General features: G+C 72.8%; 22 protein-coding genes. 14 read left to right on the top strand and 8 right to left on the bottom strand.

The window, feature by feature from the left end; all coding sequences use genetic code 11:
• Positions 1-24 precede the first annotated feature (24 nt).
• From H7827_RS04355 to H7827_RS04335, 5 genes are all read right to left on the bottom strand, one after another.
• On the bottom strand, positions 25-1,191 hold the full coding sequence (locus H7827_RS04355; RefSeq protein WP_432742827.1) for a phospholipase D-like domain-containing protein: 1,167 nt from the start codon (positions 1,189-1,191) through the stop codon (positions 25-27).
• A gap of 43 nt (positions 1,192-1,234) precedes the next feature.
• Entirely contained in the window at positions 1,235-2,815 is a 1,581-nt protein-coding gene (gene aceB, locus H7827_RS04350) for a malate synthase A (protein ID WP_432742825.1), read from the bottom strand.
• A gap of 65 nt (positions 2,816-2,880) precedes the next feature.
• Positions 2,881-3,456 (bottom strand): nucleotidyltransferase family protein, encoded by a 576-nt coding sequence (locus H7827_RS04345; protein WP_432747936.1) that lies wholly within the window; start codon positions 3,454-3,456, stop codon positions 2,881-2,883.
• A gap of 38 nt (positions 3,457-3,494) precedes the next feature.
• Positions 3,495-4,133, bottom strand: a complete 639-nt coding sequence (locus tag H7827_RS04340; protein WP_432742823.1) for a Uma2 family endonuclease — start codon at positions 4,131-4,133, stop codon at positions 3,495-3,497.
• 135 nt (positions 4,134-4,268) lie between these two features.
• Positions 4,269-5,045, bottom strand: coding sequence for an IclR family transcriptional regulator (locus H7827_RS04335; protein ID WP_030730633.1), 777 nt, complete (start codon positions 5,043-5,045; stop codon positions 4,269-4,271).
• Between the two features lie 134 nt (positions 5,046-5,179).
• Here H7827_RS04335 and allB point away from each other — a divergent pair, with 134 nt between their 5' ends.
• The 4 genes from allB to H7827_RS04315 all read left to right on the top strand — a co-directional run bounded on the left by allB (position 5,180) and on the right by H7827_RS04315 (position 9,568).
• On the top strand, positions 5,180-6,583 hold the full coding sequence (gene allB / locus H7827_RS04330) for an allantoinase AllB (RefSeq protein WP_432747935.1): 1,404 nt from the start codon (positions 5,180-5,182) through the stop codon (positions 6,581-6,583).
• Positions 6,580-7,641, top strand: coding sequence for an allantoicase (gene alc / locus H7827_RS04325; RefSeq protein ID WP_432742821.1), 1,062 nt, complete (start codon positions 6,580-6,582; stop codon positions 7,639-7,641). The genes allB and alc overlap by 4 nt, the downstream gene beginning before the upstream one ends.
• Positions 7,642-7,749: 108 nt before the next feature.
• Complete coding sequence (locus H7827_RS04320) at positions 7,750-8,184, top strand: ribonuclease domain-containing protein (protein ID WP_030730641.1); 435 nt, start codon at positions 7,750-7,752, stop codon at positions 8,182-8,184.
• Between the two features lie 142 nt (positions 8,185-8,326).
• On the top strand, positions 8,327-9,568 hold the full coding sequence (locus tag H7827_RS04315) for a cytochrome P450 family protein (RefSeq protein WP_432742819.1): 1,242 nt from the start codon (positions 8,327-8,329) through the stop codon (positions 9,566-9,568).
• A 63-nt stretch (positions 9,569-9,631) separates the two neighbouring features.
• Here the strand turns inward: H7827_RS04315 and H7827_RS04310 are convergent, their stop codons facing one another.
• Positions 9,632-10,090, bottom strand: a complete 459-nt coding sequence (locus H7827_RS04310) for a MarR family winged helix-turn-helix transcriptional regulator (RefSeq protein WP_432742817.1) — start codon at positions 10,088-10,090, stop codon at positions 9,632-9,634.
• A gap of 111 nt (positions 10,091-10,201) precedes the next feature.
• Between H7827_RS04310 and H7827_RS04305 the strand changes: the two genes are divergently transcribed.
• From H7827_RS04305 to H7827_RS04275, 7 genes are all read left to right on the top strand, one after another.
• A complete protein-coding gene (locus tag H7827_RS04305) occupies positions 10,202-11,023 on the top strand; it encodes an SDR family NAD(P)-dependent oxidoreductase (RefSeq protein WP_432742815.1) in 822 nt (273 codons plus the stop codon).
• 79 nt (positions 11,024-11,102) lie between these two features.
• On the top strand, positions 11,103-12,374 hold the full coding sequence (locus H7827_RS04300) for an NADH:flavin oxidoreductase/NADH oxidase family protein (RefSeq protein ID WP_432742813.1): 1,272 nt from the start codon (positions 11,103-11,105) through the stop codon (positions 12,372-12,374).
• 378 nt (positions 12,375-12,752) lie between these two features.
• A complete protein-coding gene (locus H7827_RS04295; RefSeq protein WP_386540281.1) occupies positions 12,753-13,811 on the top strand; it encodes a sugar ABC transporter substrate-binding protein in 1,059 nt (352 codons plus the stop codon).
• Entirely contained in the window at positions 13,808-14,878 is a 1,071-nt protein-coding gene (locus H7827_RS04290; RefSeq protein ID WP_200363417.1) for an ABC transporter permease, read from the top strand. Before H7827_RS04295 ends, H7827_RS04290 begins: the two co-directional genes overlap by 4 nt.
• A complete protein-coding gene (locus tag H7827_RS04285) occupies positions 14,875-15,675 on the top strand; it encodes an ATP-binding cassette domain-containing protein (protein ID WP_200363415.1) in 801 nt (266 codons plus the stop codon). The genes H7827_RS04290 and H7827_RS04285 overlap by 4 nt, the downstream gene beginning before the upstream one ends.
• A gap of 25 nt (positions 15,676-15,700) precedes the next feature.
• Positions 15,701-16,849 carry an ROK family glucokinase gene (locus H7827_RS04280; RefSeq protein WP_030730656.1) on the top strand — a complete coding sequence of 383 codons (1,149 nt, stop codon included), beginning with the start codon at positions 15,701-15,703 and terminating at the stop codon, positions 16,847-16,849.
• The gene (locus tag H7827_RS04275) at positions 16,846-17,394 is read left to right on the top strand and encodes a hypothetical protein (RefSeq protein WP_052385237.1); all 549 of its coding nucleotides are present in this window, start codon (positions 16,846-16,848) and stop codon (positions 17,392-17,394) included. Before H7827_RS04280 ends, H7827_RS04275 begins: the two co-directional genes overlap by 4 nt.
• Positions 17,395-17,575: 181 nt before the next feature.
• On the opposite strand, the gene H7827_RS04270 is transcribed toward H7827_RS04275, so the two are convergent.
• A complete protein-coding gene (locus H7827_RS04270) occupies positions 17,576-20,215 on the bottom strand; it encodes a protein kinase domain-containing protein (RefSeq protein WP_432742810.1) in 2,640 nt (879 codons plus the stop codon).
• Between the two features lie 363 nt (positions 20,216-20,578).
• Between H7827_RS04270 and H7827_RS04265 the strand changes: the two genes are divergently transcribed.
• The 3 genes from H7827_RS04265 to H7827_RS04255 are packed head-to-tail and all read left to right on the top strand — an operon-like array spanning position 20,579 to position 23,144.
• Complete coding sequence (locus H7827_RS04265) at positions 20,579-21,334, top strand: ATP-binding cassette domain-containing protein (protein WP_432742808.1); 756 nt, start codon at positions 20,579-20,581, stop codon at positions 21,332-21,334.
• The gene (locus H7827_RS04260; protein ID WP_432742806.1) at positions 21,322-22,560 is read left to right on the top strand and encodes a DUF7224 domain-containing protein; all 1,239 of its coding nucleotides are present in this window, start codon (positions 21,322-21,324) and stop codon (positions 22,558-22,560) included. The genes H7827_RS04265 and H7827_RS04260 overlap by 13 nt, the downstream gene beginning before the upstream one ends.
• A complete protein-coding gene (locus H7827_RS04255; RefSeq protein WP_432742804.1) occupies positions 22,560-23,144 on the top strand; it encodes a hypothetical protein in 585 nt (194 codons plus the stop codon). Before H7827_RS04260 ends, H7827_RS04255 begins: the two co-directional genes overlap by 1 nt.
• 22 nt (positions 23,145-23,166) lie before the next feature.
• Here H7827_RS04255 and H7827_RS04250 read toward each other — a convergent pair whose 3' ends face one another.
• Positions 23,167-24,285 (bottom strand): glycerate kinase, encoded by a 1,119-nt coding sequence (locus H7827_RS04250; RefSeq protein ID WP_432742802.1) that lies wholly within the window; start codon positions 24,283-24,285, stop codon positions 23,167-23,169.
• Positions 24,286-24,421 lie beyond the last annotated feature (136 nt).

The following is a 24,421-nucleotide window of genomic DNA, read 5'->3' as shown; positions in this document are numbered from 1 at the left end:
AGGGCCGAGGACCGCGGTGGCCGGTCAGCCGGCCCGGGACCACAGCTGGGTGAAGTTGGCCCGGTAGCTGTCGGCGATGCCGGGCAGCTCCACCCGGATCATCGTCTCGTCGTGCGCGCGCAGCGACGGGCCGGTGAGGTTGTGCGAGCCGGTGAAGACCAGGGAGCGGCCGGCCGCCCCGTTGTAGTTGCCGGTGTAGACGATGTACTTCGAGTGCAGGCTGTCCAGTCCGCGCACCGTGATGTTGGCGTGGCCGGCCAGCCGGTCCCGGATGTAGTCGGTCATGTTGTCGCCGCCGACCACGCGCACCCGGCAGCCGAGGTTCGCGATCCGGATCAGCTCGTCGGCGACCGGTGCGCGCGGCCCGGTGAACTGGGCGTGCGCCACATCCAGGGAGCAGCCGGACTGATAGCGGGTGATGTAGCGCAGCCGTCCGACGACCAGGTCGGTGGACGCCTCGGCCCCGGTGCCGCCCGAGGAGTCGGCGCGCGGCGGGAAGAAGACCCGGATGTCGCTCACGGGTGAGGCGAAGTACCCGTCGGCGGAGGCGGAGTAGTTGTTGTTCCGGCGCTGGGCGAGCAGGTTGTCCATGTGCCGCAGGAACGCGCCGCGCAGTTCCGCGTCCCCGTGGATCACCACCGCGTTGTTGAACAGCCGCAGCTGCGGGTTGGTGATATTGGCCGAGCTGACGAACACCACCTGCGACAGGTCGCCGGTCGCGGAGAAGGTGAAGAACTTGTTGTGGTTGAGGGAGTTGGAGCGGTTGGCGATGCAGGAGGAGTTGCCGGCGGCGCTGTTGCCGCACAGCACGAGACGGGTCAGCCCGGCGTTCTTCAGGACGCCGATGGCGGCGTTGTCGGGGGCGGAGTTGCTGCCGCCCTCGCCCTCCTTGTCCACGGCCAGCCGCACGGCGACGCCGCGCGCCTGGGCGCGGGCCAGCGCCTCGGCCACCGGTGTACGCGTCCAGGTGTACATCGCGCCGTGGATCGAGGATCCGGCGGGAGCGCCGTCGATCAGGTCCACGAGATGGTTCTCGATGGTGTGGTCGGGCTGACCGTCGGCCGGCATGTTGAAGACGGTGTACGAGCCGACGGCCGCTGCCGCCCCGGCCGCCGGGGGAGCGGCCGTGACGGTCAGCAGCGCGGTCATCGCGAGCGCCAGGAGTGCGGCGAGGGGAACGGTGATACGCATGGCGTGATGTGTACCCGCCAAGCGATACCCGCAACAGTGGGCGTCAGTCGAGCAGTTCGTAGGCGGGCAGCGTCAGGAAGTCCACGTAGGTCTCGTCCAGGGCGATGCGCAGCAGCAGATCGAAGGCCCGCTGCCAGCCGCCCGAGGCGAAGCCCTCCTCACCCACCTCCTCGCGGATGGCGGCCAGTTCCTGACCGGCGACCGTCCGCACGTAGTCGCGGGTGACCCGCTGCCCGTCCGCCAGCTCCACGCCCGCGTCGATCCACTGCCACAGCTGCGAGCGGGAGATCTCGGCGGTGGCGACATCCTCCATGAGATTGAAGACGGCGACCGCGCCCCGGCCCGCCAGCCAGGCCTGCAGGTAACGGGTGCCCACCTGAACGGCGTTGCGCACTCCGGCCTCGGTGGGGCGGGCGTCGAGCGAGCCGATGTCCAGCAGATCGGCCGCGCTCACCTTCACGTCCTCGCGCAGCCGGTCCTTCTGGTGCGGACGGTCCCCGAGCACGGCGTCGAAGGAGGCGCGGGCCACCGGCACCAGGCCCGGGTGCGCCACCCAGGAGCCGTCGAAGCCGTCGGCGGCCTCGCGGTCCTTGTCGCCCTTGACCTTGTCGAAGGCGACGGCGTTCGCCTCCGCGTCCTTGGCCGGGATGAACGCCGCCATGCCGCCGATCGCGTGGGCCCCGCGCTTGTGGCAGGTGCGCACCAGCAGTTCGGTGTAGGCGCGCATGAAGGGGGCTGTCATCGTCACGGCGTTGCGGTCGGGCAGCACGAACGCGGGGCCGGCGTCCCGGAAGTTCTTGATGAGGGAGAAGAGGTAGTCCCAGCGTCCGGCGTTCAGGCCCGAGGCGTGCGCGCGCAGTTCGTAGAGGATCTCCTCCATCTCGAACGCGGCGGTGATCGTCTCGATGAGGACGGTGGCCCGGATCGAGCCGCGGTCGATGCCGATGTACTCCTCGGCGAAGGTGAACACGTCGTCCCACAGCCGTGCCTCGCGGTGCGACTCCAGCTTGGCGAGGTAGAAGTACGGGCCCTTGCCGAGTTCGAGCAGCAGTTCCGCGTTGTGGAAGAAGTACAGGCCGAAGTCGACCAGCGCGCCGGGCACGGGGCGGTCGTCCAGGACGAGATGACGCTCGTCCAGATGCCAGCCTCGCGGGCGCGCCACGACCGTGGCCAGCTCGGCCTCCGGCTTGAGCGCGTAGCGCTTGCCGCGCTCGTCGGTGAAGTCGATGCGGCGGCGGTAGGCGTCGGCGAGGCTGAGCTGACCGCCGATCACATTCGCCCAGGTGGGGGAGGAGGCGTCCTCGAAGTCGGCGAGCCAGATCCGCGCCCCCGAGTTGAGGGCGTTGATGGTCATCTTGCGGTCGGTGGGGCCGGTGATCTCCACCCGCCGGTCCAGCAGCGCCTCGGGGGCGGGCGCGACCTGCCACTCGCCCTGCCGGATGTGGGCGGTCTCGGGCAGGAAGTCGAGCGTGCCGGTGCGGGCGATCTCGGCCCGCCGTTCGGCCCGCGCGGCGAGCAGTTCGTCCCGCCGGGGGGTGAACCTGCGGTGCAGCTCGGTGAGGAAGGCCAGGGCTTCGCCGGTCAGCACCTCCTCCTGCCGGTCGACAACAGCGGTGACGGCCATGGCGTTCACTCCTTCGACGAGCTCCCAGCGTGGAAAACGGATACTAGTTTCCTCATCGCGGAACCTCAATGATGTCTCTCGAACACCGCCAGATCCCCGGGGGTGTCGATGTCGGCGGGGTCGGCGATGTCACCGCACTCGACGAGCGTGAGCGCGGCCGCGTGGGACCGCAGATGGTCCCGGGCGCCCCGGTCGCCGACCGCGGCGGCCCGCACCCCGGCGAAGTGATCGGCGCCGAGGAGCACCGGATGCCCGCGCCGCCCCCCGTACGCGGCACAGGCCAGTGTGGCGGCGGACCGGTGGGCGGCGCGCACCCGTGCGACGGCCGCGGCCCCGATGCCGGGCTGATCCACGAGCGTGACGAGGGCGGCCGCCCCGCCGGCGGCGGTGACGGCGTCGAGCCCGGCGCGCAGGGAGGAACCCATCCCCGTCTCCCAGTCGGGGTTGTCGGCCAGCACGGCGTCGCGCAGCGCCGGAAGCCGCCGCACCTCATCTCCGCGCGCCCCCAGGACGACCACCACCGGCCGGCACCCCCCGTCCCGCAGCGCCCGCACCCCCCGCTCCACCAGCGGCAGCCCTCCGACGCGCAGCAGCGCCTTCCCACTCCCGCCCAGCCGCCTGCCACCACCTGCGGCGAGCAGGACACCGATGACACCGTTCAGGGCAGGCGCTCTCTTCCTCAGTCCCGGGCCGGCCCGGTGATGGCCTCGGTGATGGCGAAGCCCTTCGCCGGTCCGTCGGGGATCACGGCCTCCGCCCCGTAGGGCACGCGGATCGACGCCTGATAGACGGCCTCGGTGGGGGAGGGGGAGGTCAGGATCGAGACGGTGCCGTGGATGTCGTGGTCATCGATGAGGACGTAGACCGGAATCCCCGCGCGGGCGTAGGCGGCCCGCTTGCGTTCCCGGTCGCGCACGGTGCCCGCCCGCCCCGGCGACACGACCTCCACCACGAGCTCCACGCAGGACACATCGAGTCCGAGTCCCTCGGCGGCGAGCTCCGCCGTGCCGTCCTCGGGAGCGATGACCAGGTCCGGGATGAAGACCTGCAGGTCGTGGATGACATTGACGTCGGTGTACACGACATGGGGGGCGGGGAGGTAGTCCTCCAGGGCCCGCCGCAGGCGGTTGCTGACCGCGGCGTGGCGGAAACGGCCGGTGGGGGACACCTCGATGGACTCCTCGATGATCTCGGCGCGGTAGCCCTCGGGGAGTTCCAGGGAGATCCACGCCTGCCACAGCGCTTCGGCAAGGCTCGCTTCCGGGGGTTCCGTTGTCGGAACGTTCACCGGGGCCTCCAAAGTGAGTGCGGTCGTCACGGGACACCTCCTCCGTAGTCTGGGCGGTCGGTCGGTCGCGGGCAAGCGACCCATCCGAACGCTACGGACCGGGTGCGAAGGCGAATCGATACTGCGTGGTTTTGTCAGCCGATCGGGTCATCGCGATCTACCGGTTTACGGACCGGCCAGCGCCGACGACAGCTCGGCGGCCACCGTTCTCAGGATCGGGGCGAAGCGCTCCGTCGAGTGCTCCGTCACCCGCCCCGCCGGGCCCGAGATGGAGATGGCGGTCGCGGTCGGGGAGTCCGGGACGCGCACCGCGATGCACCGCACCCCTATCTCCTGCTCGTTGTCGTCCACCGCGTAGCCCCGCTCCCGCACCGTGCGCAGCGCCGCCACGAACGCCTCCGGCGTGGTGATCGTCCGCTCCGTCGAGGCCGGCATCCCGGTGCGCGCCAGCAGGGCCCGCACCTGATCCTCCGGCAGATCCGCCAGCAGCGCCTTGCCCACCCCGGTGGTGTGCGGCAGCACCCGGCGGCCCACCTCCGTGAACATCCGCATCGAGTGCCGCGAGGGCACCTGCGCCACGTACACCACCTCGTCGCCGTCCAGCAGCGCCATGTTCGCGGTCTCGCCGGTCTCCTCGACCAGCCGGGCCAGCTGCGGGCGCGCCCAGGTGGCCAGCGGGCGCGCGGCGCTCTCACCCAGCCGGATCAGCCGCGGTCCCAGCGCGTAACGGCGATTGGCCTGCTGCCGTACGTATCCGCAGCTCACCAGCGTCCGCATCAGGCGGTGGATGGTGGGCAGCGGCAGCCCGCTGGTGGTGGCCAGCTCGCTCAGTCCGATCTCTCCGCCCGCGTCGGCCATGTGCTCAAGGAGGCCGAAAGCCCGTTCGAGGGATTGGACCCCGCCACTGTTGGCGGAGGGCTTGCGCACGTCGGACGGCGGCACGTCGCGTTCCTTTCCCAGCCGATGACCGCAGCCTACCCGTCCTTGACGCGCCGCCCGGGCCCGCCGAAGATCTCTTCAACAAAGCGTTGAAGCAGGCCACGGCGAAGGGATGCCCCTTGTCCGCTGTCCCCCGGATGCCCGGCGTCACCGGTGTGCGCGCCGGTCCCGGTCTCGTGCTGCGCTCCACCCGCGTCGTCCTGCCCGACGGAGTGCGGCCCGCCGCCGTGGAGGTGGCCGGCGGGCGGATCCGTGCCGTACGGGACCACGCCGCAGCCCTCGCCCCCGGCGCCGTGCTGCGCGACTACGGCGACGCCGCCCTGCTGCCGGGGCTCGTGGACACCCACGTCCATGTCAACGACCCCGGCCGTACCGCCTGGGAGGGCTTCACCACAGCCACCTCGGCGGCGGCCGCCGGCGGCATCACCACGCTCGTGGACATGCCGCTCAACAGCCTGCCGCCCACCACCGATCCGGCCGCCCTCGCGGTCAAACGCGCCACCGCGCGCGAACAGGCCCACGTCGACGTCGGCTTCTGGGGCGGGGCGGTGCCCGGCAACCTCGGCTCGCTGGCGCCGCTGCACGCCGCCGGGGTGTTCGGGTTCAAGTGCTTCCTGTCACCGTCCGGCGTCGAGGAGTTCCCGCACCTGGACCCGGTGGCGCTGGAGGCCGCCGTACGCGAGACCGCCGCCCTCGGCGCGCTGCTCATCGTGCACGCCGAGGACCCGCACCACCTCGCCGCCGCACCCGCGCCGGACGGCAGCCGCCGGTACGCCGACTTCCTGGCCTCCCGCCCGCCCGCCGCCGAACACGCCGCCGTCGAGCTGCTGCTGACCCTCGCCCGCCGCTACGACGCCCGCATCCACATCCTCCATCTGTCCGCCGCGACCGCCCTGCCCGCCATCGCCGCCGCCCGCGCCGGGGGAGCGCGGGTCACCGTCGAGACCTGCCCGCACTTCCTCACCCTCAGTGCGGAGGAGATCCCCGACGGAGCCACCGAGTTCAAGTGCTGCCCGCCCATCAGGGACACCGCCAACCAGGACGCGCTGTGGGCCGCGCTCGCCGCCGGCACCATCGACGCCGTCGTCTCCGACCACTCACCGTCCACCGCCGACCTCAAGGTGCCCGACTTCGGCGCCGCCTGGGGCGGGATCTCCTCGCTCCAGCTCACCCTCCCCGCCGTGTGGACCGCCGCCAGGGCCCGCGGGTACGGCCTGGCCGACGTCGCCCGCTGGATGGCGGCCGGGCCGGCCCACCTGGCCGGTCTGAGCAGCCGCAAGGGCGCGCTCGCCCCCGGCATGGACGCCGACCTCACCGTGCTCGACCCCGAGGCCGCCTTCACCGTCGACCCCACCGCCCTGCACCACCGCAACCCCGTCACCGCCTACGCCGGCCGCACCCTGCACGGGGTGGTACGGGAGACCTGGCTGCGCGGCGAACTCATCGCCGTGCGCGGCCGCGTCCTGGCCAGAACCGGAGAGCTCATCGAACGTCCCCGGGAACCGGCCGACATCCCCGTGAGGAGCACCGTCACCCCATGAACCCCGTCCACTTCACCGGCCCCGCCGCCCCGTACGCCGGCGGCGACCCGTACGCCGACTACCGCGCCCCCGACCCGGCCGCGCTGCCGTTCACCGATCTCGCCGATCTCGCCGACCGGCGGATCGGTGGCACCGTCCTGGCGGCCTCCGACGAGTTCTTCGCCGAACGCGACCATCTGCTCGCTCCGGAGCCGGCCCACTTCGACCCGGCGGCCTTCGGCGTCCGCGGCAAGATCATGGACGGCTGGGAGTCCCGGCGCCGCCGCACCGCCGTCCCCGGCGAGCACGACTGGGCGCTGATCCGGCTCGGCGCGCCCGGTGTGGTGCACGGAGTGCTGGTGGACACCGCCCACTTCCGGGGCAACCATCCGCAGGCCGTCCGGGTGGAGGCCGCCGAGGTCGACGGGCATCCGGACGCGGCGACGCTGCTCGCCGGCTCCACCCGGTGGACCGATCTGGTGCCGCGCACCGAGGTGGGCGGGCACGCCGCCAACGTCTTCGCGGTCGACGCCGCCGCCCGGGGGCGGCGGTTCACGCATCTGCGGCTGCGGCAGTATCCCGACGGCGGCATCGCGCGGCTGCGGGTGTTCGGCGAGGTCCGGCCCGACCCGGCGTGGCTGGCCGCCCTGGGTACGTTCGACCTGGTGGCGCTGGAGAACGGCGGGTTCGCCGAGGACGCCTCCGACCGCTTCTACTCCTCGCCGCTGAACACCATCACCCCCGGCCGCTCACGCACCATGGCCGAGGGCTGGGAGACCCGACGGCGCCGCGACGACGGGCACGACTGGGTGCGCTACCGGCTCGCCGGGCGGTCCGTGGTGCGTGCCGTGGAGATCGACACCGGCTGCTACAAGGGCAACGCGCCCGGCCACGCGGCGCTTTCGGTCCGGGAGGGGGAGACGGGGGAGTGGCGTGAGGCACTGCCGCGTACGGCGCTGCTGCCGGACTCCGTGCACCGGTTCGTCCTGTCCGGCGTGCCGGCCGCCACTCACGCCCGGCTCGACGTCTTCCCGGACGGCGGTGTCGCCAGACTCCGTCTGTACGGTTCGCTCACCTGACCGGGAGATGCTGTGGAGTTGCCCGGCCCGCTTGTGAACTCCTGGGAAAATTACGGCAGGCGTGGTTGACGGCGGTCACGCTACGCGCGTCACACTATTGGCATGGGCATGAACCTCATCTCCAGGATCGTCCGGACCGGTGCCATGGGCGCCCTCGCCACCGGGCTGCTCATCGGCGGCGGCGCGGCCACGGCCGGCGCCACCGCTTCCCCCACACCCCCCACCACCCCCACCGCGTCCGACATCGCCCCCACCGCCGTGGGCAACGTCTGCTACAGCGCGCTGCCCGCCCAGGCGTACGACACCCTCAACCTCATCGCCCGCGGCGGCCCGTACCCCTTCCCGCAGGACGGCACGACCTTCTACAACCGTGAAGGACTGCTGCCGCCCCAGTCGAGTGGGTATTACAAGGAGTACACGGTCATCACGCCCGGCAGCAGCACGCGCGGTGCCCGGCGCATCGTCACCGGGAACTCCACGCGCGAGGACTACTACACCGCCGACCACTACGCCTCCTTCCGCCTGATCAACTACGGCTGCTGAACCGGGCCGTACCCCTAGGACCGCCGTCCCCCCACAGACGGCGCCGGGGCCCGCGTACCCCACATCTGCGCGGCGCCCCGGCGCTGTCACTCCGGCCGGAAAAAAAACGTTTACGGCCGTGTGCGACAGTGAAGTCTCAGGCATGACCCCAGACGATGACGTCATCGATCTCGTCGATCAGCAGGCCGTGGGCGCCGACTTCACCCGCGATCCGTACGCCGTCTTCGCCGCGTTGCGCGAACGCGGCCCCGTCCACCACGTGCGTTTCCCCGAGGGCACGGACGGCTGGCTGGTGGTCGGCCACCGGCACGCCCGCGCCGTGCTGTCCGACAGCCGCCTCACCAAGCAGTGGCAGTACGCCCACCCGCGGCTGCGCGGGGCCAGGGTCTCCCCGGCCACCCACATGCTCGGCGCCGACCCGCCGGACCACACCCGGATGCGCGCCCTGGTGGCGCGGGAGTTCACCCCGCGCCGGGTCGCGGCCCTGGCACCGCGCGTCCAGGCCATCACCGATGAACTCCTCGACACGATGCTGGCCGCTCCGGACGGCGCCACGGATCTGGTGGACGCGTTCTGCTTCCCGCTGCCCATCACCGTGATCTGCGAACTGCTGGGCGTGCCCTCCCTGGACCGCGAGCGGTTCCGCGGCTGGTCGAACCAGTTGCTCGGCGCCACGCTCGACCAGGAGGCCAAGCAGGAGACGGTGTCGCTGATGAGCCGCTATCTCCAGGGGCTCATCGACGCCAAACGCGAGGATCCCGGCGACGATCTGATGAGCGGGCTGATCCACGCCGCCGACGAGGACGGCGACCGGCTCACGCACGCCGAACTCATCGGCATGGCCTGGCTGCTGCTGATCGCCGGGCACGAGACCACCGTCAATCTGATCGGCAACGGCGTGCTGACGCTGCTCCAGCACCCCGATCAGCTGGCCCTGCTGCGCGAGGATCCCACCCTGCTGGACGGTGCGGTGGAGGAGATCCTGCGGTACGAGGGCCCGATCAGCACCCCCACGTACCGCTTCACCCGCGAGCCGTACGAGATCGGGGGAACCGTCATTCCGGGCGGCGGCGAAGTGGTGCTGCCGGCCATCGCCGACGCGGGGCGGGACCCCGAACGCTTCGCCGACCCGGACCGGTTCGACATCAGGCGGCGCGACAGCGGAGGGCATCTCGCGTTCGGGCACGGCATCCACCACTGCCTGGGCGCCCCGCTGGCCCGCATGGAGGGCCGGATCGCGCTGCGCGCCCTGCTGCTCGACCGCGCCCCCGATCTCACCCTGGACATCCACCCGGCCGCCATCGCCTGGCGGGACGGGTCCCTGGTCCGCGGCCCGGTACGGCTCCCGGTCCGCTGGAAGCCGCCGGTGCACCGGGCCGGGTGACCGCCCGGCCGGCCGGGCGGCCATCGGCGGCGGGGCGATGGCCGGCCGACCGGGCGGAGCCGCCTACCCGGGGGCGGTGCTGCCGTCCGCCGCGTCCGGTTCTTCCGTCGGTGCGAGGGCTTTCCCCAAGAGGCCCGCGAGCGTGAGCAGATCGTCCGGCTCCAGTCGGGCGAAAGGGGTGAGCGCCAGCGTTCCCCCGATCACGGCGGACCGTACGCGTCGTCCGCTGTCCGTCAGCGCCACGACGCGTGACCGGCGGTCGGCGGGGTCGGCGGAGCGTTCGACGAGCCCCCGGCGGGTGAGCTGGTTGACGATGAAGCTGAGGTTGGGGGCGTTGCAGTACAGGCGGCCGGCCAGCTCCTTCATCGGGGGTGGCGCCTCGTCCGGGTCGATGGCCCACAGCGCCTGAGCGGTGGAGTGGGTCAGCCCGTGTTCGGCCAGGACGGCCTCGATCCGGTCGCTGGTCCGCAGGAAGATCTCGTGGTTCGCCACCACCACCGCTTCGAGATCGCTTCGCGTCATGGCCTCACCCTAGCGCCATGTACTTCGATACTCGAAGTGTTACCTTCGTTCGAGACTCGAAGTAAATGGCGCGCCGTGCCTGGCGGCCGACCCGAAAGGACGCCCGCACTCATGGACGGCTACCAGCACATCACCGCAGTGGTCACCGGTGCCTCGAAGGGACTGGGCGCGGCATACGCGCGGGAACTTGCCTCCCGGGGCGCGCACCTCGTCCTGGTCGCCCGCTCGGCCCGCGCGCTCCACGCCCTCGCCGGGGAACTCCGGCAGGCACACGCCGTCCGCGTCGACGTCATCACCGCTGACCTGACGGAGCGGCACGCCTCGCAGGCGGTCGCCGACGCCATCGGCGCCCTCGGCCTGGAGGTGGACCTCCTGGTCAACAACGCCGGAACGGGCTCGGTGGGCCCCTTCCTCGGCCGTCCCCTGGAACCCCATCTCCGGTCCGTCGACGTGAACGTCACCGCGCTGACCGGTCTGGTCCACGTCCTGGGCGCCGGCATGCTCGAACGCGGTCGCGGCGGCATCATCAACATCGCCTCCACCGCCGCCTTCCAGCCCATGCCGTACCAGGCGGGTTACGCGGCCACCAAAGCCTTCGTGCTCTCGTTCACCGAGGCGCTCGCCGAGGAGCTCCGCGGCACCGGCGTACGCGTCATGGCAGCCCATCCGGGAGCCACCGCCACCGGGTTCTTCGACGGCACGACCGCCTCCATGGACCCGAGGCACACGGATTCGCCCGCCACTGTCGCCGCCGGAACACTCGACGACTTCGCCCGCGGCCGGTCCCGCTCCTTCCCCGGACGTGCCTCGCACCGCGCCGGCACCTGGGTGTCACGCCTGCTGCCGCGCACCACAGTGGCCCGCATCACCGGCCGCCTCAACCGCAGAGCCGGGTTCGACGACGTGAGCGACCTCGGCCCGGCCACCACGTGACGGGGCCCGCCGCGCGACAACGGACGCCGGCGACGACAGCCCCACCGGTACCACTCGGACCCCTGCCCCGGAGACGGACATGACCGCACTGAACGAACCGCTGCGCCTGCCGCACGGCGCTTCGCTGCCCCACCGCATCGCGAAGGCCGCGATGGAGGAACTGCTCGCGGCGCCCGGCCAGTTGCCGGGTGACCGACTGTTCGCGCTGTACCGCCGCTGGGCCGCGGGCGGGGCCGGGCTGCTGATCACCGGCCACGTCATGATCGATGGCGCAGCCGTCGCCCAGCCGGGCGATGTCGTCCTGGAACGCGGGACGCCGCTGGAACCGTTCCGGCGCTGGGCGGCGGCCGGGCGATCGGCGGGCGGACGGATATGGATGCAGCTCAACCACCCCGGCCGGGTCGTCCCCAAAGACCTCGCCGACATCACCTGGGGCCCCTCGGCGGTACCGATCGACGCCGGCGGCTTCTCCCGCATGTACCCGACGCCCCGGCCGATGAGTGCCCGGGATATCGAGGAGACGGTGGAACGCTTCGCCGTGACGGCGCTCCGCGCCCAGCAGGCCGGTTTCGACGGGGTCCAGATCCACGCGGCCCACGGCTACTTCCTCTCCCAGTTCCTCTCGCCCCTGGTGAATCGCCGCGAGGACCGCTGGGGCGGCAGCCTCCACCACCGCGCCCGTTTCCTCCTCGATGTGGTGGGCGCGGTGCGCGAGCGGGTGGGCACCGGCTTCGCGGTGGGGGTGAAACTGAACTCGGCGGATTTCCAGCGCGGCGGGTTCGACACCGCTGACGCGGGTGCGGTGATCACCCTGCTCGCCGGCGTGGGGGCCGACCTGGTCGAACTCTCCGGCGGCAGCATCGAGAGCCTGGCGACGGCGGGCTCCCCGGCGGACGGCCGCACCCTCGCCCGGGAGGCGTACTTCCTCGGCCTCGCCGAGCAGCTCACCGCCACCGCGCCGTTGCCGCTGCTGCTGACGGGAGGGATCCGGCGCCGGGAGGTCGCCGAGCGGGTGCTCGACTCCGGTATCGCCGTCGTCGGCGTGGCCACGGCGCTGGCCATCGACCCCACGCTGCCGCGCCTGTGGCTCGCGGGCGGTGATGCGCACGCCCGTCCGCCGCGCACTCGTATCCGGAACAAGGCGCTGGCCGCCGCGGCCGTTCAGGCCGCCACGTCGCGGCAGCTCGCCCGCCTCGGTGCGGGCCGGGCACCGGGAGCGCCCTGGCCCCCGGCGGCCCTCCTCCTCGAACGGCTGGTCCGCGCCCGGCGCCGGCGCGCTTACGCGAAGTGGCGCGGGACGTACGTGGGCGGAGGCGGCGCGCCGGACGCGGTCGGGCCGGGGGCGGTCTGAACGGTCCGTTCACCGGTGGATGCCCCCACCGGGCCTGCCGGGGCAGCCGCCGGCGTACGGGAGCTGCGGCGCTCGGCGGGCGCGGCGGGGCGTGCCCGCTGTGCCTGGTCATGCTCGGGCTCATGGTCGACGAACCGACCGTCCCCGAACCGCTCGCCGGACACCGTGAGCGGGAGCCGATCGAGGCCCTGGTGAACCGCCTGCTCCCGGCGGGCTCCCCGCCCGCGTGAGGGCGGCTGCGGGGGCGGGCATGCGCATGGCGGGATCCCGCCGGTAGCGTTCCGGACGGCGTGGCGGATACTTGGCCGGGACCCTCAGCCGGATACATGCCGGATGAAACAGACGATGAAGGAGACGGGGCCGCGTGGTGAGGTGCGGATGAGCCGACGACGAGGCAGGCACACGGGCCGGGCCGCCACCGCCGTGCTGCTGCTCACCTCGATTCTGCTGGCGACGGCCGGATGCAGTTCCACGGGCGGCCGGCGGGCGGAGAACGCCGATCCCACCGCGGACGCCGGCACCGCTTCCGGCGGTGGCGGCGGTGGTGGCGGCGGGAGCGCCGCCGGTACCGGCGCGGGCGGCTACACCCTGGCCATGGTCACGCACTCCGGCGACGGCGACACCTACTGGGACATCGTGCGCAGCGGTGCCGAGGTGGCGGCCGAGAAGGACAACGTCAACTTCCTCTACTCCCACGACAGCGACGCCGGGCAGCAGGCCCAGCTGGTGCAGACCGCCATCGACCAGGGCGTCGACGGGCTGATCGTCACCCTCGCCAAGCCGGAGGCCATGGAGGACGTCGTACGGCGTGCCGTCGCCGCCGGCATCCCGGTGATCACCGTCAACTCCGGCCAGGAGGTCTCGGCCGGCTACGGGGCGCTGGCCCACATCGGCCAGGACGAGGTGCTGGCCGGCGAGGCGGTCGGCGAGCAGCTGAACGAACGCGGCGCCAGCAAGGCCGTCTGCCTCTTCCACGAGCAGGGCAATGTCGGCCACGAACAGCGCTGCGACGGTGTCCGGAACACGTTCGAGGGGAGCGTGGAGAACCTCTACGCGGACGGCACCAACATGCCCGCGGTGGAGTCCACCCTGGAGGCCCAGCTGATCACCGACCCCTCGCTCGACACCGTCATCACCCTCGGCGCCCCGTTCGCGCCGGTGGCCGCCAAGGCCGCCCGGCAGGCCGGCAGCGACGCCGAGATCGTCACCTTCGACCTGAACGCCCAGGTCGCGGTCGGCCTCCAGGACGGTTCCATCGCCTTCGCCGTGGACCAGCAGCCCTACCTCCAGGGGTACGAGTCGGTGGACCTGCTGTGGCTGCACCTGACCAACGGCAACATGCTCGGCGGCGGCGAGCCGGTCCTGACCGGACCGCAGATCGTCACCCAGGACGAGGCCGAGGCCCTGATCGAGTACGCCCAGCGAGGCACCCGGTGACCGAGACCACGACCGCAGCCACCCCGCCGCCCGCCGCGGGCCGCCCGGACGGGGACGACCGCCTCATACGCCGCTCGCTGCCGCGCCGGCTGCTGGGCCGCCCCGAACTGGGCGCGGTGATCGGCGCCGCCGCCCTGTTCGTCTTCTTCGCGATCGTCGCCGACAGCTTCCTGAAGCTCGGCTCGCTGTCCACGATCGTCTACGCGTCCTCCACCATCGGCATCATGGCCGTCCCGGTGGCGCTGCTGATGATCGGCGGCGAGTTCGACCTGTCGACCGGCGTGCTGGTCACCTCCTCGGCGCTGGTCTCCTCGATGGTCAGCTACCAGCTCACCGCGAACGTGTGGGTCGGCGTGGGGGTCTCGCTCCTGGTCACCCTCGCCGTGGGCCTGTTCAACGGCTTCATGCTGGTGCGCACCAAGCTGCCCTCCTTCATCATCACGCTGGGCACCTTCCTGATGCTCACCGGCATCAACCTGGGCCTGACCAAGGTCATCAGCGGCACCGTCACCACCCGCAGCATCGGCGACATGGACGGCTTCGACTCCGCCCGCTCCGTCTTCGCCGCCCGCTACGAGGTGGGCGGCGCCAGCATCAACGTCACCGTCCTGTGGTGGCTGGGCCTGATCGCCCTCGCCACCTGGATCCTGCTGCGCACCCGCGCCGGCAACTGGATCTTCGCGGTCGGCGGAGCGCCCGAGGCGGCCCGCGCGGTCGGCGTCCCGGTGACCCGTACCAAGATCGGCCTCTACCTGGGCGTGGCGTTCGCCGCCTGGATCTCCGGGCAGCACCTGCTCTTCAGCTACGACGTCATCCAGTCCAGCGAGGGCATCGGCAACGAGCTGATCTACATCGCGGCGGCCGTCATCGGCGGCTGTCTGCTCACCGGCGGCTACGGCTCGGCGATCGGCGCCGCGGTGGGCGCGTTCATCTTCGGGATGACCAACAAGGGCATCGTCTTCGCCCAGTGGGACCCCAACTGGTTCAAGTTCTTCCTGGGCGCGATGCTGCTGCTGGCCACGCTGCTGAACGCCTGGATCCGCAAGCGGGCGGAGGCCACCCCATGACGGACCACGCACCTCTGCTGGAGCTGGAGCGGGTCAGCAAGCTGTACGGCAACATCCGGGCGCTCACCGATGTCTCGCTGACCGTCGAGGCGGGCCGGGTGAGCTGTGTCCTGGGGGACAACGGCGCCGGCAAGTCCACCCTCATCAAGATCATCTCCGGGCTGCACCGGCACGACTCCGGCGCGTACCGCCTGGAGGGCACCGAGCTGCACCTGGGCTCCCCGCGCGACGCCCTGGACCGCGGTATCGCCACCGTCTACCAGGACCTCGCCGTCGTTCCGCTGATGCCCATCTGGCGTAACTTCTTCCTCGGCTCGGAGCCGGTGAAGGGCCGCGGCCCGCTGCGCCGCCTGGACGTGGCGACCATGCGCGCCACCACCCGTACGGCCCTGGCGCGGATGGGCATCGACCTGCGGGACGTGGACCAGCCGATCGGCACCCTGTCCGGCGGTGAGCGGCAGTGCGTGGCCATCGCCCGCGCCGTGCACTTCGGCGCCCGCGTGCTGGTGCTGGACGAGCCGACCGCCGCGCTCGGCGTCAAGCAGGCCGGAGTCGTCCTGCGGTACGTGGCCGCCGCCCGCGACGCGGGCCTGGGGGTCGTCCTGATCACCCACAACCCGCACCACGCCCATCTGGTGGCGGACCGGTTCGTGCTGCTCAAGCGCGGCACGATGGCCGGCAGCCACCGGGCGGACGAGATCACCCTGGACGAGCTGACCCGGCAGATGGCGGGCGGCGCGGAGCTGGCGGAGCTGGGGCACGAACTGCGGCGGGGAGATCCCACGGACGCCGCCTAGGGCGCGGTAAGGCAGAATCAAGCCGATGAGTACCTACCGTGAGCGAGTGCACCGGTCATCGGCGAGGGCGACGGTGCTGCGCACCATCGCCACCCGAGAGCGCCGCTCGCATCTGTCGGCGCCCAGGGTGCCCACCGTCGGTATCGACATCGGCGGCACGAAGGTGATGGCCGGGGTCGTGGACGCGGACGGGACCGTGCTGGAGCGGGTGCGCACCGAGACCCCGGACAAGTCCAAGAGCCCCAAGGTCGTCGAGGACACCATCGCCGAGCTGGTGCTGGACCTGTCCGACCGGCACGATGTGCACGCGGTGGGCATCGGCGCGGCCGGGTGGGTGGACGCGGACCGCTCCAAGGTGCTGTTCGCCCCGCACCTGGCGTGGCGCAACGAGCCGCTGCGCGACGCGCTGACCGCGCGCCTGGCGGTCCCGGTCATGGTGGACAACGACGCCAACACCGCGGCCTGGGCGGAGTGGCGCTTCGGCGCCGGGCGCGGCCAGGACCAGCTGGTCATGATCACGCTGGGTACCGGTATCGGCGGCGCCATACTGGAGGGCGGCCGGGTCAAGCGGGGCCAGTACGGGGTGGCGGGGGAGTTCGGTCACATGCAGGTGGTGCCGGGCGGGCACCGCTGCCCGTGCGGCAACCGCGGCTGCTGGGAGCAGTACAGCTCGGGCAACGCGCTGGTGCGTGAGGCCCGCGAGCTGGCCGCCGCCGACTCCCCGGTGGCGCACCACACGCTGGAGCGGGTCAGCGGCCAGATCAGCGAGATCACCGGGCCGATGATCACCGAGCTGGCCCGGGACGGCGACGCGATGTGCGTGGAGCTGCTCCAGGACATCGGGCACTGGCTCGGGGTGGGTATCGCCAACCTCGCCGCCGCCCTCGACCCGTCCTGTTTCGTCATCGGGGGAGGCGTGAGCGAGGCGGACGATCTGCTGATCGGGCCGGCGCGGGACGCGTTCCGCCGCCAGCTCACCGGGCGCGGCTACCGCCCGGAGGCGCGGATCGTCCGGGCCCAGCTGGGCACCGACGCCGGCATGGTCGGCGCCGCCGACCTGGCCCGCCTGGTGGCCCGCCGCTTCCGCCGCGCCAACCGCCGCCGGGCGGAGCGCATCCACCGGGGCGGCGGCTTCGACCTGAGCCTGCCACGATCGTGGTCGATCAGCTCATGAGCACGGCGACCGACACCGAGCGCCCGCCGCACCGCCCTCGGCACCGCTGGCTGACGGCGATCGTGGTGGTGCTGCTGATCGCGATCCCGGCGGGCTATCTCGCGATGTCGGCGTGGCAGAGCCGGGAGAGCGGCGAGGACAAGGCCAGATCGGCGTCCGCGCGGGCGCTGATCTACGAGTGGCCGAGCAAGGTCCAGCGCCGGATCTACGACGTCCCGATCCCGGACGGCTCCACCTATGTCGGCTACTACGAGACCAACGCCTGGCAGCGCAGCACGATGTACGTGCAGTTCCGCACCACGCCCGGCCAGCTGGCGGTCTTCCTGGAGGAGGCCGGCACCGAGCGGGCGGCGTTGCGGGAGGGCACCATCGCCATCGCCCCCAGCCAGGCGGACGTGATCGGCTGGTCCTTCGACGACCCGGGCCGTACCTTCGCGAGCACGGTGATCCCGGGCTCCGCCTCCGAGCCCGAGGTGACGATCACGGTGGACATCACCAAGGACGAGAACCCCCGCGTGTACGTGGTCTCCACGACCGAACCCTGACCCGGCCCACCACCGGCGCGCCCGTCCGCGGGCGGCCGCCGAGGCACGGGGCGCACCCCCGCGGACAGTGACCGGCCCCGCCGCGCGTGGCACGCCGGGCTTCGCGGAGCGGGGCGGCGGCCCCCGGCTGCCGGGGGAACGACCGGCCGGGTCCTCACCGGCGCGGGCCCGCGCACATCCCTCACGTCGGGGGCGGGGGCCCTTCGGCCCGGAGACGAGCGGCCCGGTCGTGGAACTCGTAGAGCTTGTCGAACGCGGGGTGGCGGTGCGTGCCCGGGTCCTCGGCGTGCTCGCGCAGGCCCTGGAGACAGTCCCGGACGGCGGGGACGAGGGGGCTGTCCGCGTCGACGAGCCGCAGGCAGTCGGTGAGCAGTTCCTCGAACAGTGCGGTGGTCACGGCCACGTCCTCGCCCGCCCGTCCCCGTGCGTCGGCCAGGCCGGCACGGCAGATGAGCGTGAGGAGATGCTCGCCCTCCCACATGCGGCGGGCAAAGGCGAGCGTTTCCTCGTACACCGTGGCCGCTTCCTCGAACTCGCCTGCTTTCAGGAGCAGGTCGGCGAACTCGGAGCGGGCCTTGACCGTGGCGAAGTGGTCCTCTCCCGCCACATGGGCCACCCTGTCGAGGAAGTCGCGGTAGGCGAGGACCGCTCCGACGGGGTCACCCGCCTCGCTCCTCAGCGAGATGAGCGTTCCCCACAGGTCGAGGCTGTCGAGGTGGTCGCGGCCCAGCACGCGCTGGTGGTCGGAGAGCAGGCGGGCGTACTCCCGCATCATCCGGCGGGGGGCATCCTCCTCGTTCCGCAGCCAGGCCAGCTCCCCTTCGAGGTCGAGAAGGTGGCGGCGTGCCCGGAGCGCCTCTGGGTGGTCGGGGCCGCCCTCCCGCAGGTGGGCCGTGACGAGGTCCTCGTAATCCGCCCGGGCGCCCGCGTGGTCCCCCGCCAGCGCCCTCATCGAGCCGAGCCGCTCGCGCAGCACGAGGGTGCGGGGGTCGTCGGGGCCCAGTACGCGCAGGTGATCGGTGAGGAGGGCGGCGAGTTCGGCGACCGCGCCGGTGGCGTCGCCCGTCTGCCCCCGCAAGCGCGCCAGCTCGCCGCGCACCTTCAGCGTCTGATGATGGTCCGGCCCCAGCGCGCGTTCACAGGCGGTGAGCAGGTCCGTGAACGCGGCGAGCCCGGCTGCCGGGCCACGGAGCCCGCTGGTGAACTCGGCCATCAGGATGCGGTGTTCGAGGGTGTCGGGGTGGTCGGGGCCCAGGACACGTTCCTCGTCGGTGACGACCTCGGACAGCAGACGCAGGCACGCCACCGCGTCTCCGGCCCTCCCCAGGTGGAGAGCGAAGGCGCTGCGGACGGCCAGGGTGTCGGGGTGGTCGGGCCCCAGGACGCGTGCGTGGTCCTCGGCCAGCCGGCCGAAGAGCGCGGCGATTTCTGCGGCGTCCGCGGTCCGGGCGCGGCAGTGGGCGTGGACGAGACGGTCCGCGAGTGTCTCGGGGTGGTCGGGCCCCAGGAGGCGTTCGCGGTCGGTGATCAGCTGGGCCAGCACAGGCGTGGCCTCGACGTCGCTCCCCGCCAGAGCGAGGTAGTAGGCGTGGGCGCTGCGGGCCACGAGAGGGTCGGGGTGGTCGGGGCCCAGGGCACGCGCGTGGTCCTCGGCCAGCTGCGCGAAGAGCGCGGCGGCTTCGGCCGGCCTTCCCGTTTCGCCGAGGTGGAAGGCGTGGTCGTACCGGGCGGTGAACGTCTTGGGGTGGTCGGGTCCCAGGTCACGTTCCCGGTCGGCGATCAGCTCTGTCATCCGGCGTGTGGTGTCGCCGGGGTCCTCGCCGCCACCCGGGGGAGGAGGGTGTGCCGCGTCGCCTGCCGGGTCTTCCCGGCGCGGGGCGGTGAGGGTCGGCGCGGCGTGATCCGGGACGGGGCCGGCCGGTTGGGTGTAGGCGGCGGTGGGAGGTACGGCGCGGTGATGGATGAAGGTGGTGACGGCGTCCGGCCACGGGGAGACGATGCGGACGTCCTCCGGTGGATCCCAGTGGGAGGGAATCCGGTCCAGCAGTTCGGAGAGTGTGGGGCGGTCGTCCGGGTTCTTGGCCAGGCATGCGGCGGTCAGTTCGTGGAGCGCTCCGTGCAGGCCGGCCAGGCCCGGGGCGTTGTGGAGGACGCGATGCAGAACCGCCAGCGGCATCCCCTGGCCGAACGGCTCGGAGCCGGTCGCGGCGAAGGCGATGACGGCTCCGAGCGCGAAGACGTCACTGGCCGGCCCCACCGGCCGGTCCTCGATGTGCTCGGGAGAGATGAAGCCGGCCGTTCCGATGATCTGACCGGTTCCGGTCAGTGCGGTGCTCTCCAGGGTCCGGGCGATCCCGAAGTCGATCACGCGGGGACCGTCCGTGGCCAGCAGCACGTTCGAGGGCTTGAGGTCCCGGTGGAGCAGGCCCGCGGCATGGACGGTCTGCAACGCCTCGGCCAGTCCGGCCATCAGCGGCCACACCGCTCCTTCCGGCAGTCTCCCGGCGCTGGTCACGGCTGTGGCCAGATCAGGCCCGGGGATGTAGAGGGTGGCGAACCACGGCGGATCGTCCGACGGTCCGGCGGCCACCACGGGTGCGGTGAACGCCCCGCTGACCGCCCGTGCCGCCCGTACCTCCCGGGCGAAGCGCCGCCGGAACTCCGGCTGTCGGGCCAGATGCGGGTGAACGACCTTCACCGCCACCGCCCGCCCGCCGGGCGACCGGCCCAGGAACACCTCGCCCATGCCCCCGGCACCCAGCCGGCCCCGCAGCACGAACCCGCCGATCCGCCGTGGATCCCCCGCCGCCAGCGGCTCCATCGCGACCCCCTCCTCGTGCCGAACACCCCCGGGTCCACTCGCCCGGGCCCCTACTCAACCACCGGACGACCACTCGGAATACCGTCTGAGGATGGACTCGGGGCACGTTCCGCCGGGTCATCGGCCGGGGCCCGTACCGGCGGGGGCGCCCAGCGCTTCCACGACCGACCCGCGCGGCCGTGCGGTGGGGCGGAAGAGGCGGGGGTGCCCAACGGACGATCGCCGTGGACCCGCACCCACGACGGGACTCCGCCGGGTTCGCCGCCGCCTCCACGATGTGTACCTGAGCCCTCCACGATGTCAACTCGCCTGTGTGCAGCGCGTGTTGAAGCATGGACAGGTTGATCATAAGGTCTGGTGATCATGCCGATCACCTTTCAGGACTGCGCCTTCGGCTACCGCCGGAACCGCCCCGTCCTCCATGACCTCACGCTCACCTTCCCCACCGGGCGCACCGTGTTCCTCGGCGTCAACGGCGCGGGCAAGAGCACGGTTCTCTCCCTCGCCGCCACCGTCCTGCGGCCCGCCGCAGGCCACGTCCGGCACGGCGCGCTGCGCACCGACCGCCGCGCCGATCTGCGCACGTACCGGCGCCAGGTCGCCTGGCTGCCGCAGCAGGTGAGCCCGGTGCCCGGACTGACCGTCCGTGAACAGGTCGCCTACGCCGGCTGGCTCAAGGGCATGCGCCAGGGGGACGCCCGGCAGCGGGCGCCGCAGGCGCTGGCCCAGGTCGAGATGGAGGAGTTCGCGGACCACCGGACCACCCAGCTGTCCGGCGGACAACTGCGCCGCGTCGCCATCGCCCAGGCCCTCGTCCACGACGCCGAGGTGCTGCTCCTGGACGAACCCACCGCCGGGCTGGACCTGCGCCAGCGCCGGGTCTTCCAGGACGTCCTGCACCAGCTGCCCCCGCATGTGCACGCCATCGTCTCCACCCACGACGTGGCCGACGTCGAGACCGACTTCGAGCAGGTCGTCGTACTCGACGCCGGTGAGGTGCTGTTCACCGGACCCGTCGCCGGCTTCCTCGACCACGCGCCGGCCGGCACCCCCGCCGCCCGCCGCGCGGAGGAAGCCTTCCACGCCCTCACCGCACCGGAGCCGGCATGCGCTTCCTGACCTCGCTGCGGATCTCCAGCGTCGCCTGGGCGCTGCTGCCGACCCTGCTGGCCTCCTGGATCATGACCGAGGACCGCACCCGGTTCGCCGTCCAGGGGTACGGGGCCGCCGCGGCCAACTCCGCACTGGAGGCGATCTTCGTGCCCGCCGCCGCCTGCGCCGGCTGCGCGGCCTGGGAGGCGTGGCGGCTGCGCCGGGCCGGGATCTGGCGGCTGCCGCACGGGCGCGGCCGCTATCTCATCGCGGCCAACGCCCTCGCCCCGGTGGCCTTCCTCGGTGCCGCCGGCCTGCTCGTGTCGCTGGCCTCCGCGTGGGTGGAGCTGCGTGCGGTGCCCGACCTCGCCAGCGTGCCCATGCTGCTCACCGGTGTCCTCGTTCTCGCCTCCCACAGCGCGGTCGGGTTTCTGCTCGGCAGCCTGCTGCCCGGCCTCCTCTCCACCCCGCTGATGCTGCTGGCGAGCTATCTGTGGATGGGCCTCCCCGGCGCGATGGAGCCGCCGCTGCGCTATCTCAACGGCCTGCCGATCGAATCGATCTGGGTGACGGAGTCCTTCGCCGTGGGCAGCTGGACCGCCCCCGGACTGCTCGCTCTCGGCCTGATCGCCGGCACCATGGCGGCGGTCGCCCCGGTCCTGCGGGGCGTGGCGGTCCGCGCGCCGGCCGCGGCCGGCTGCGTCACCGCCGCCGCCCTGGGCGCGTACGCCATCGTCGCGGACTGGGAGTACCACCCCCCGACGGTGCCGCGCGCCGTCACCCCGGTGTGCGCGGGGGAGGCACCCGCCGTCTGTGTGCCGCCCGAGTTCCGCGCGACGCTGCCCGGCGCCCGGCAGGCCGCCGACGAGGTCGTGCCGCTGCTGGCCGCGGCCGGATTCACCGTCCCGGAGCGGATCGTGATGCAGTCCGAGCGGGCGCCGCTGCCCGCAAACACCTGGCTCTTCCACTCCTACCCCCACCTGACCGACGAGGAGCACCGGATATCGATCGCCCACAGCCCGCTGCCGCCGCATGCCCGCTGCGCCTCCGGCATGGCCACCGACTGGGAGGCGGAGAAACTGGCGCGGGCCTGGCTGTGGCTCACCGCCGGCGCGCCGCGCACCTCTGACCGGTACGAGGAGGAGACCCTCGCCGTGGCCGAGGAGATCCGCAAGCTCCCCGCCGCGGAGCAACAGGCCTGGTTCCAGGAGCTCAAGAAGCCGCTGACCACCTGCGTGCCGGAGGTCATGTGATGCTCTGGGCCCGGGCCCGGCAGCTGTGGCTGCTCGCCCTCGCGCTCCCGCTGTACGCGCTCGGCCTCGTGCTCCTGAACGACCGCCGGGTACCGCTGCCGGGGCTCTCCGGTTCCCCGCCCGCCACCGCGCTGGCGCTGTTCGTACCGCTGCTGATCGTTCTCACCCTGCTGCACTGCCTCGGCAAAGGGCTGCACGGTCAGGAACGCACGGGCGTACGGCGCACGTGGCGGTACGACATGGTGCTGTGCGCCGCCGCCGTCGCACCGGCCGCGCCGCTGGGGTATCGCCTCGCCGAGTGGCTGGACTTCCCACCGCTGGCGGCCACCGGCCGCACCCTGCTGTTCCTGTGCGGACTGATGCTGCTGGCCCGGGGCCTCGCCGACGAGCGCTCGGCCGGCGCCGTACCCGTGCTGTGGCTCGTGCTGATCACCCTCGTCGGGTACAGCAGCCTCGGCCACCCCTACCCCTGGACGGTGCTCCTGATGCCGCCCGGGGACGAGGCCGCCTGGGCGGTGTCGGCCGCGGTGTTCGCGGCCGGTCTCGCCCTGCTGCCCCGGGCGGGGCGGGTACGGTCCGGCTGAATCCGGCGGTCGCGCGCGGCGGTTACAGCTGGTCCCGGGCCAGCTGTTCCGCCGCGCGCTCCAGCAGCGGGCCCGCGTTGCGCATCGAGGTGGCGGGATCGGGCTCCAGCGCGGAGAGCGGGTACGCCCGCTCGATGCCCGCCGCCCGCAGGCTCGCGGCGTCGATGGCCAGCCGGCCGCACACCGCGACCACCGGGCGGCCCGCCGCGCGGCTGGCCGCCGCCACACCCGCCGGTGCCTTGCCGCGCAGGGTCTGCTCGTCCAGCGAACCCTCGCCCGTGATCACCAGCGTGGCCCGCTCCAGCGCCGCGGCGAAGCCCAGCACCTCCAGCAGCACCTCGATACCGGGCCGGAAGACGGCGTTCAGGCCGAGCAGCGCGCCGTAGCCCACGCCGCCCGCCGCGCCCGCGCCCGGCGCGCCGGCCAGATCGGTACGGCCCAGCACCTCGGCGAAGTGACCGAGCGCCGCGTCCAGCGCCTCGACGGCCTGCGCGTCCGCGCCCTTCTGCGGCCCGTACACCGCCGCCGCGCCCTGCGGACCGGTCAGCGGATTGTCGACATCGCTGGCCAGAATGATCTCGGTGTCCTTCAACCGCGGGTCGAGCCCGGTCAGATCGGCGCTCACCAGCTCACGCAGCGGCCCGCCCCCGTACGCCAGCGGGTCGCCGTCCACGTCCAGCAGTTTCGCCCCCAGCGCCACCAGCATCCCGGCCCCGCCGTCCGTGGTGGCCGAACCGCCCACCCCCAGCACGATGGTGCGCGCGCCCGTGTCCAGCGCCGCGCTCAGCAGCTCGCCGGTGCCGAACGTGGTGGCGATCAGCGGGGCGAAGACCCCGGGCGGCAGATGCCGCAGCCCCGACGCTTCGGCCATCTCCACGATCGCGGTCGTGCCGCGCATCGCGAACCCGGCGGTCACCGGGGTGCCCAGCGGGCCCGTCACCTCCACCTCGTGGAGCGTGAACCCGGCCTCCACGGCCGCCGCGACCGTACCGTCGCCCCCGTCGGCCACCGGCAGGGCCTCCACCGTCACGCCGGGCCTGGCCCGGCGCAGCCCTACCGCCACATGGGCGGCGACCTCCGCCGCGGTGAGTGAGCCCTTGAACTTGTCCGCGGCGATGAGTACGCGCGGCGTCTGAGCCATGTTCTGCCCCTGTTGTGGTCGCTTCGGTGCATGTTGTCCGGGCGGTCATGCCCGGGCGACCCTACCCGCCGTGCGCCGCCGGGGACCATGCCTGTCCGCTGCCGGGACGGTCACATCGCGGCGTGCCGACCGGGTG

Source organism: Streptomyces sp. JH002 (assembly GCF_050916115.1).
GTDB lineage: Bacteria > Actinomycetota > Actinomycetes > Streptomycetales > Streptomycetaceae > Streptomyces > Streptomyces xiamenensis.
This window is presented reverse-complemented; position numbering and strand designations above follow the sequence as displayed.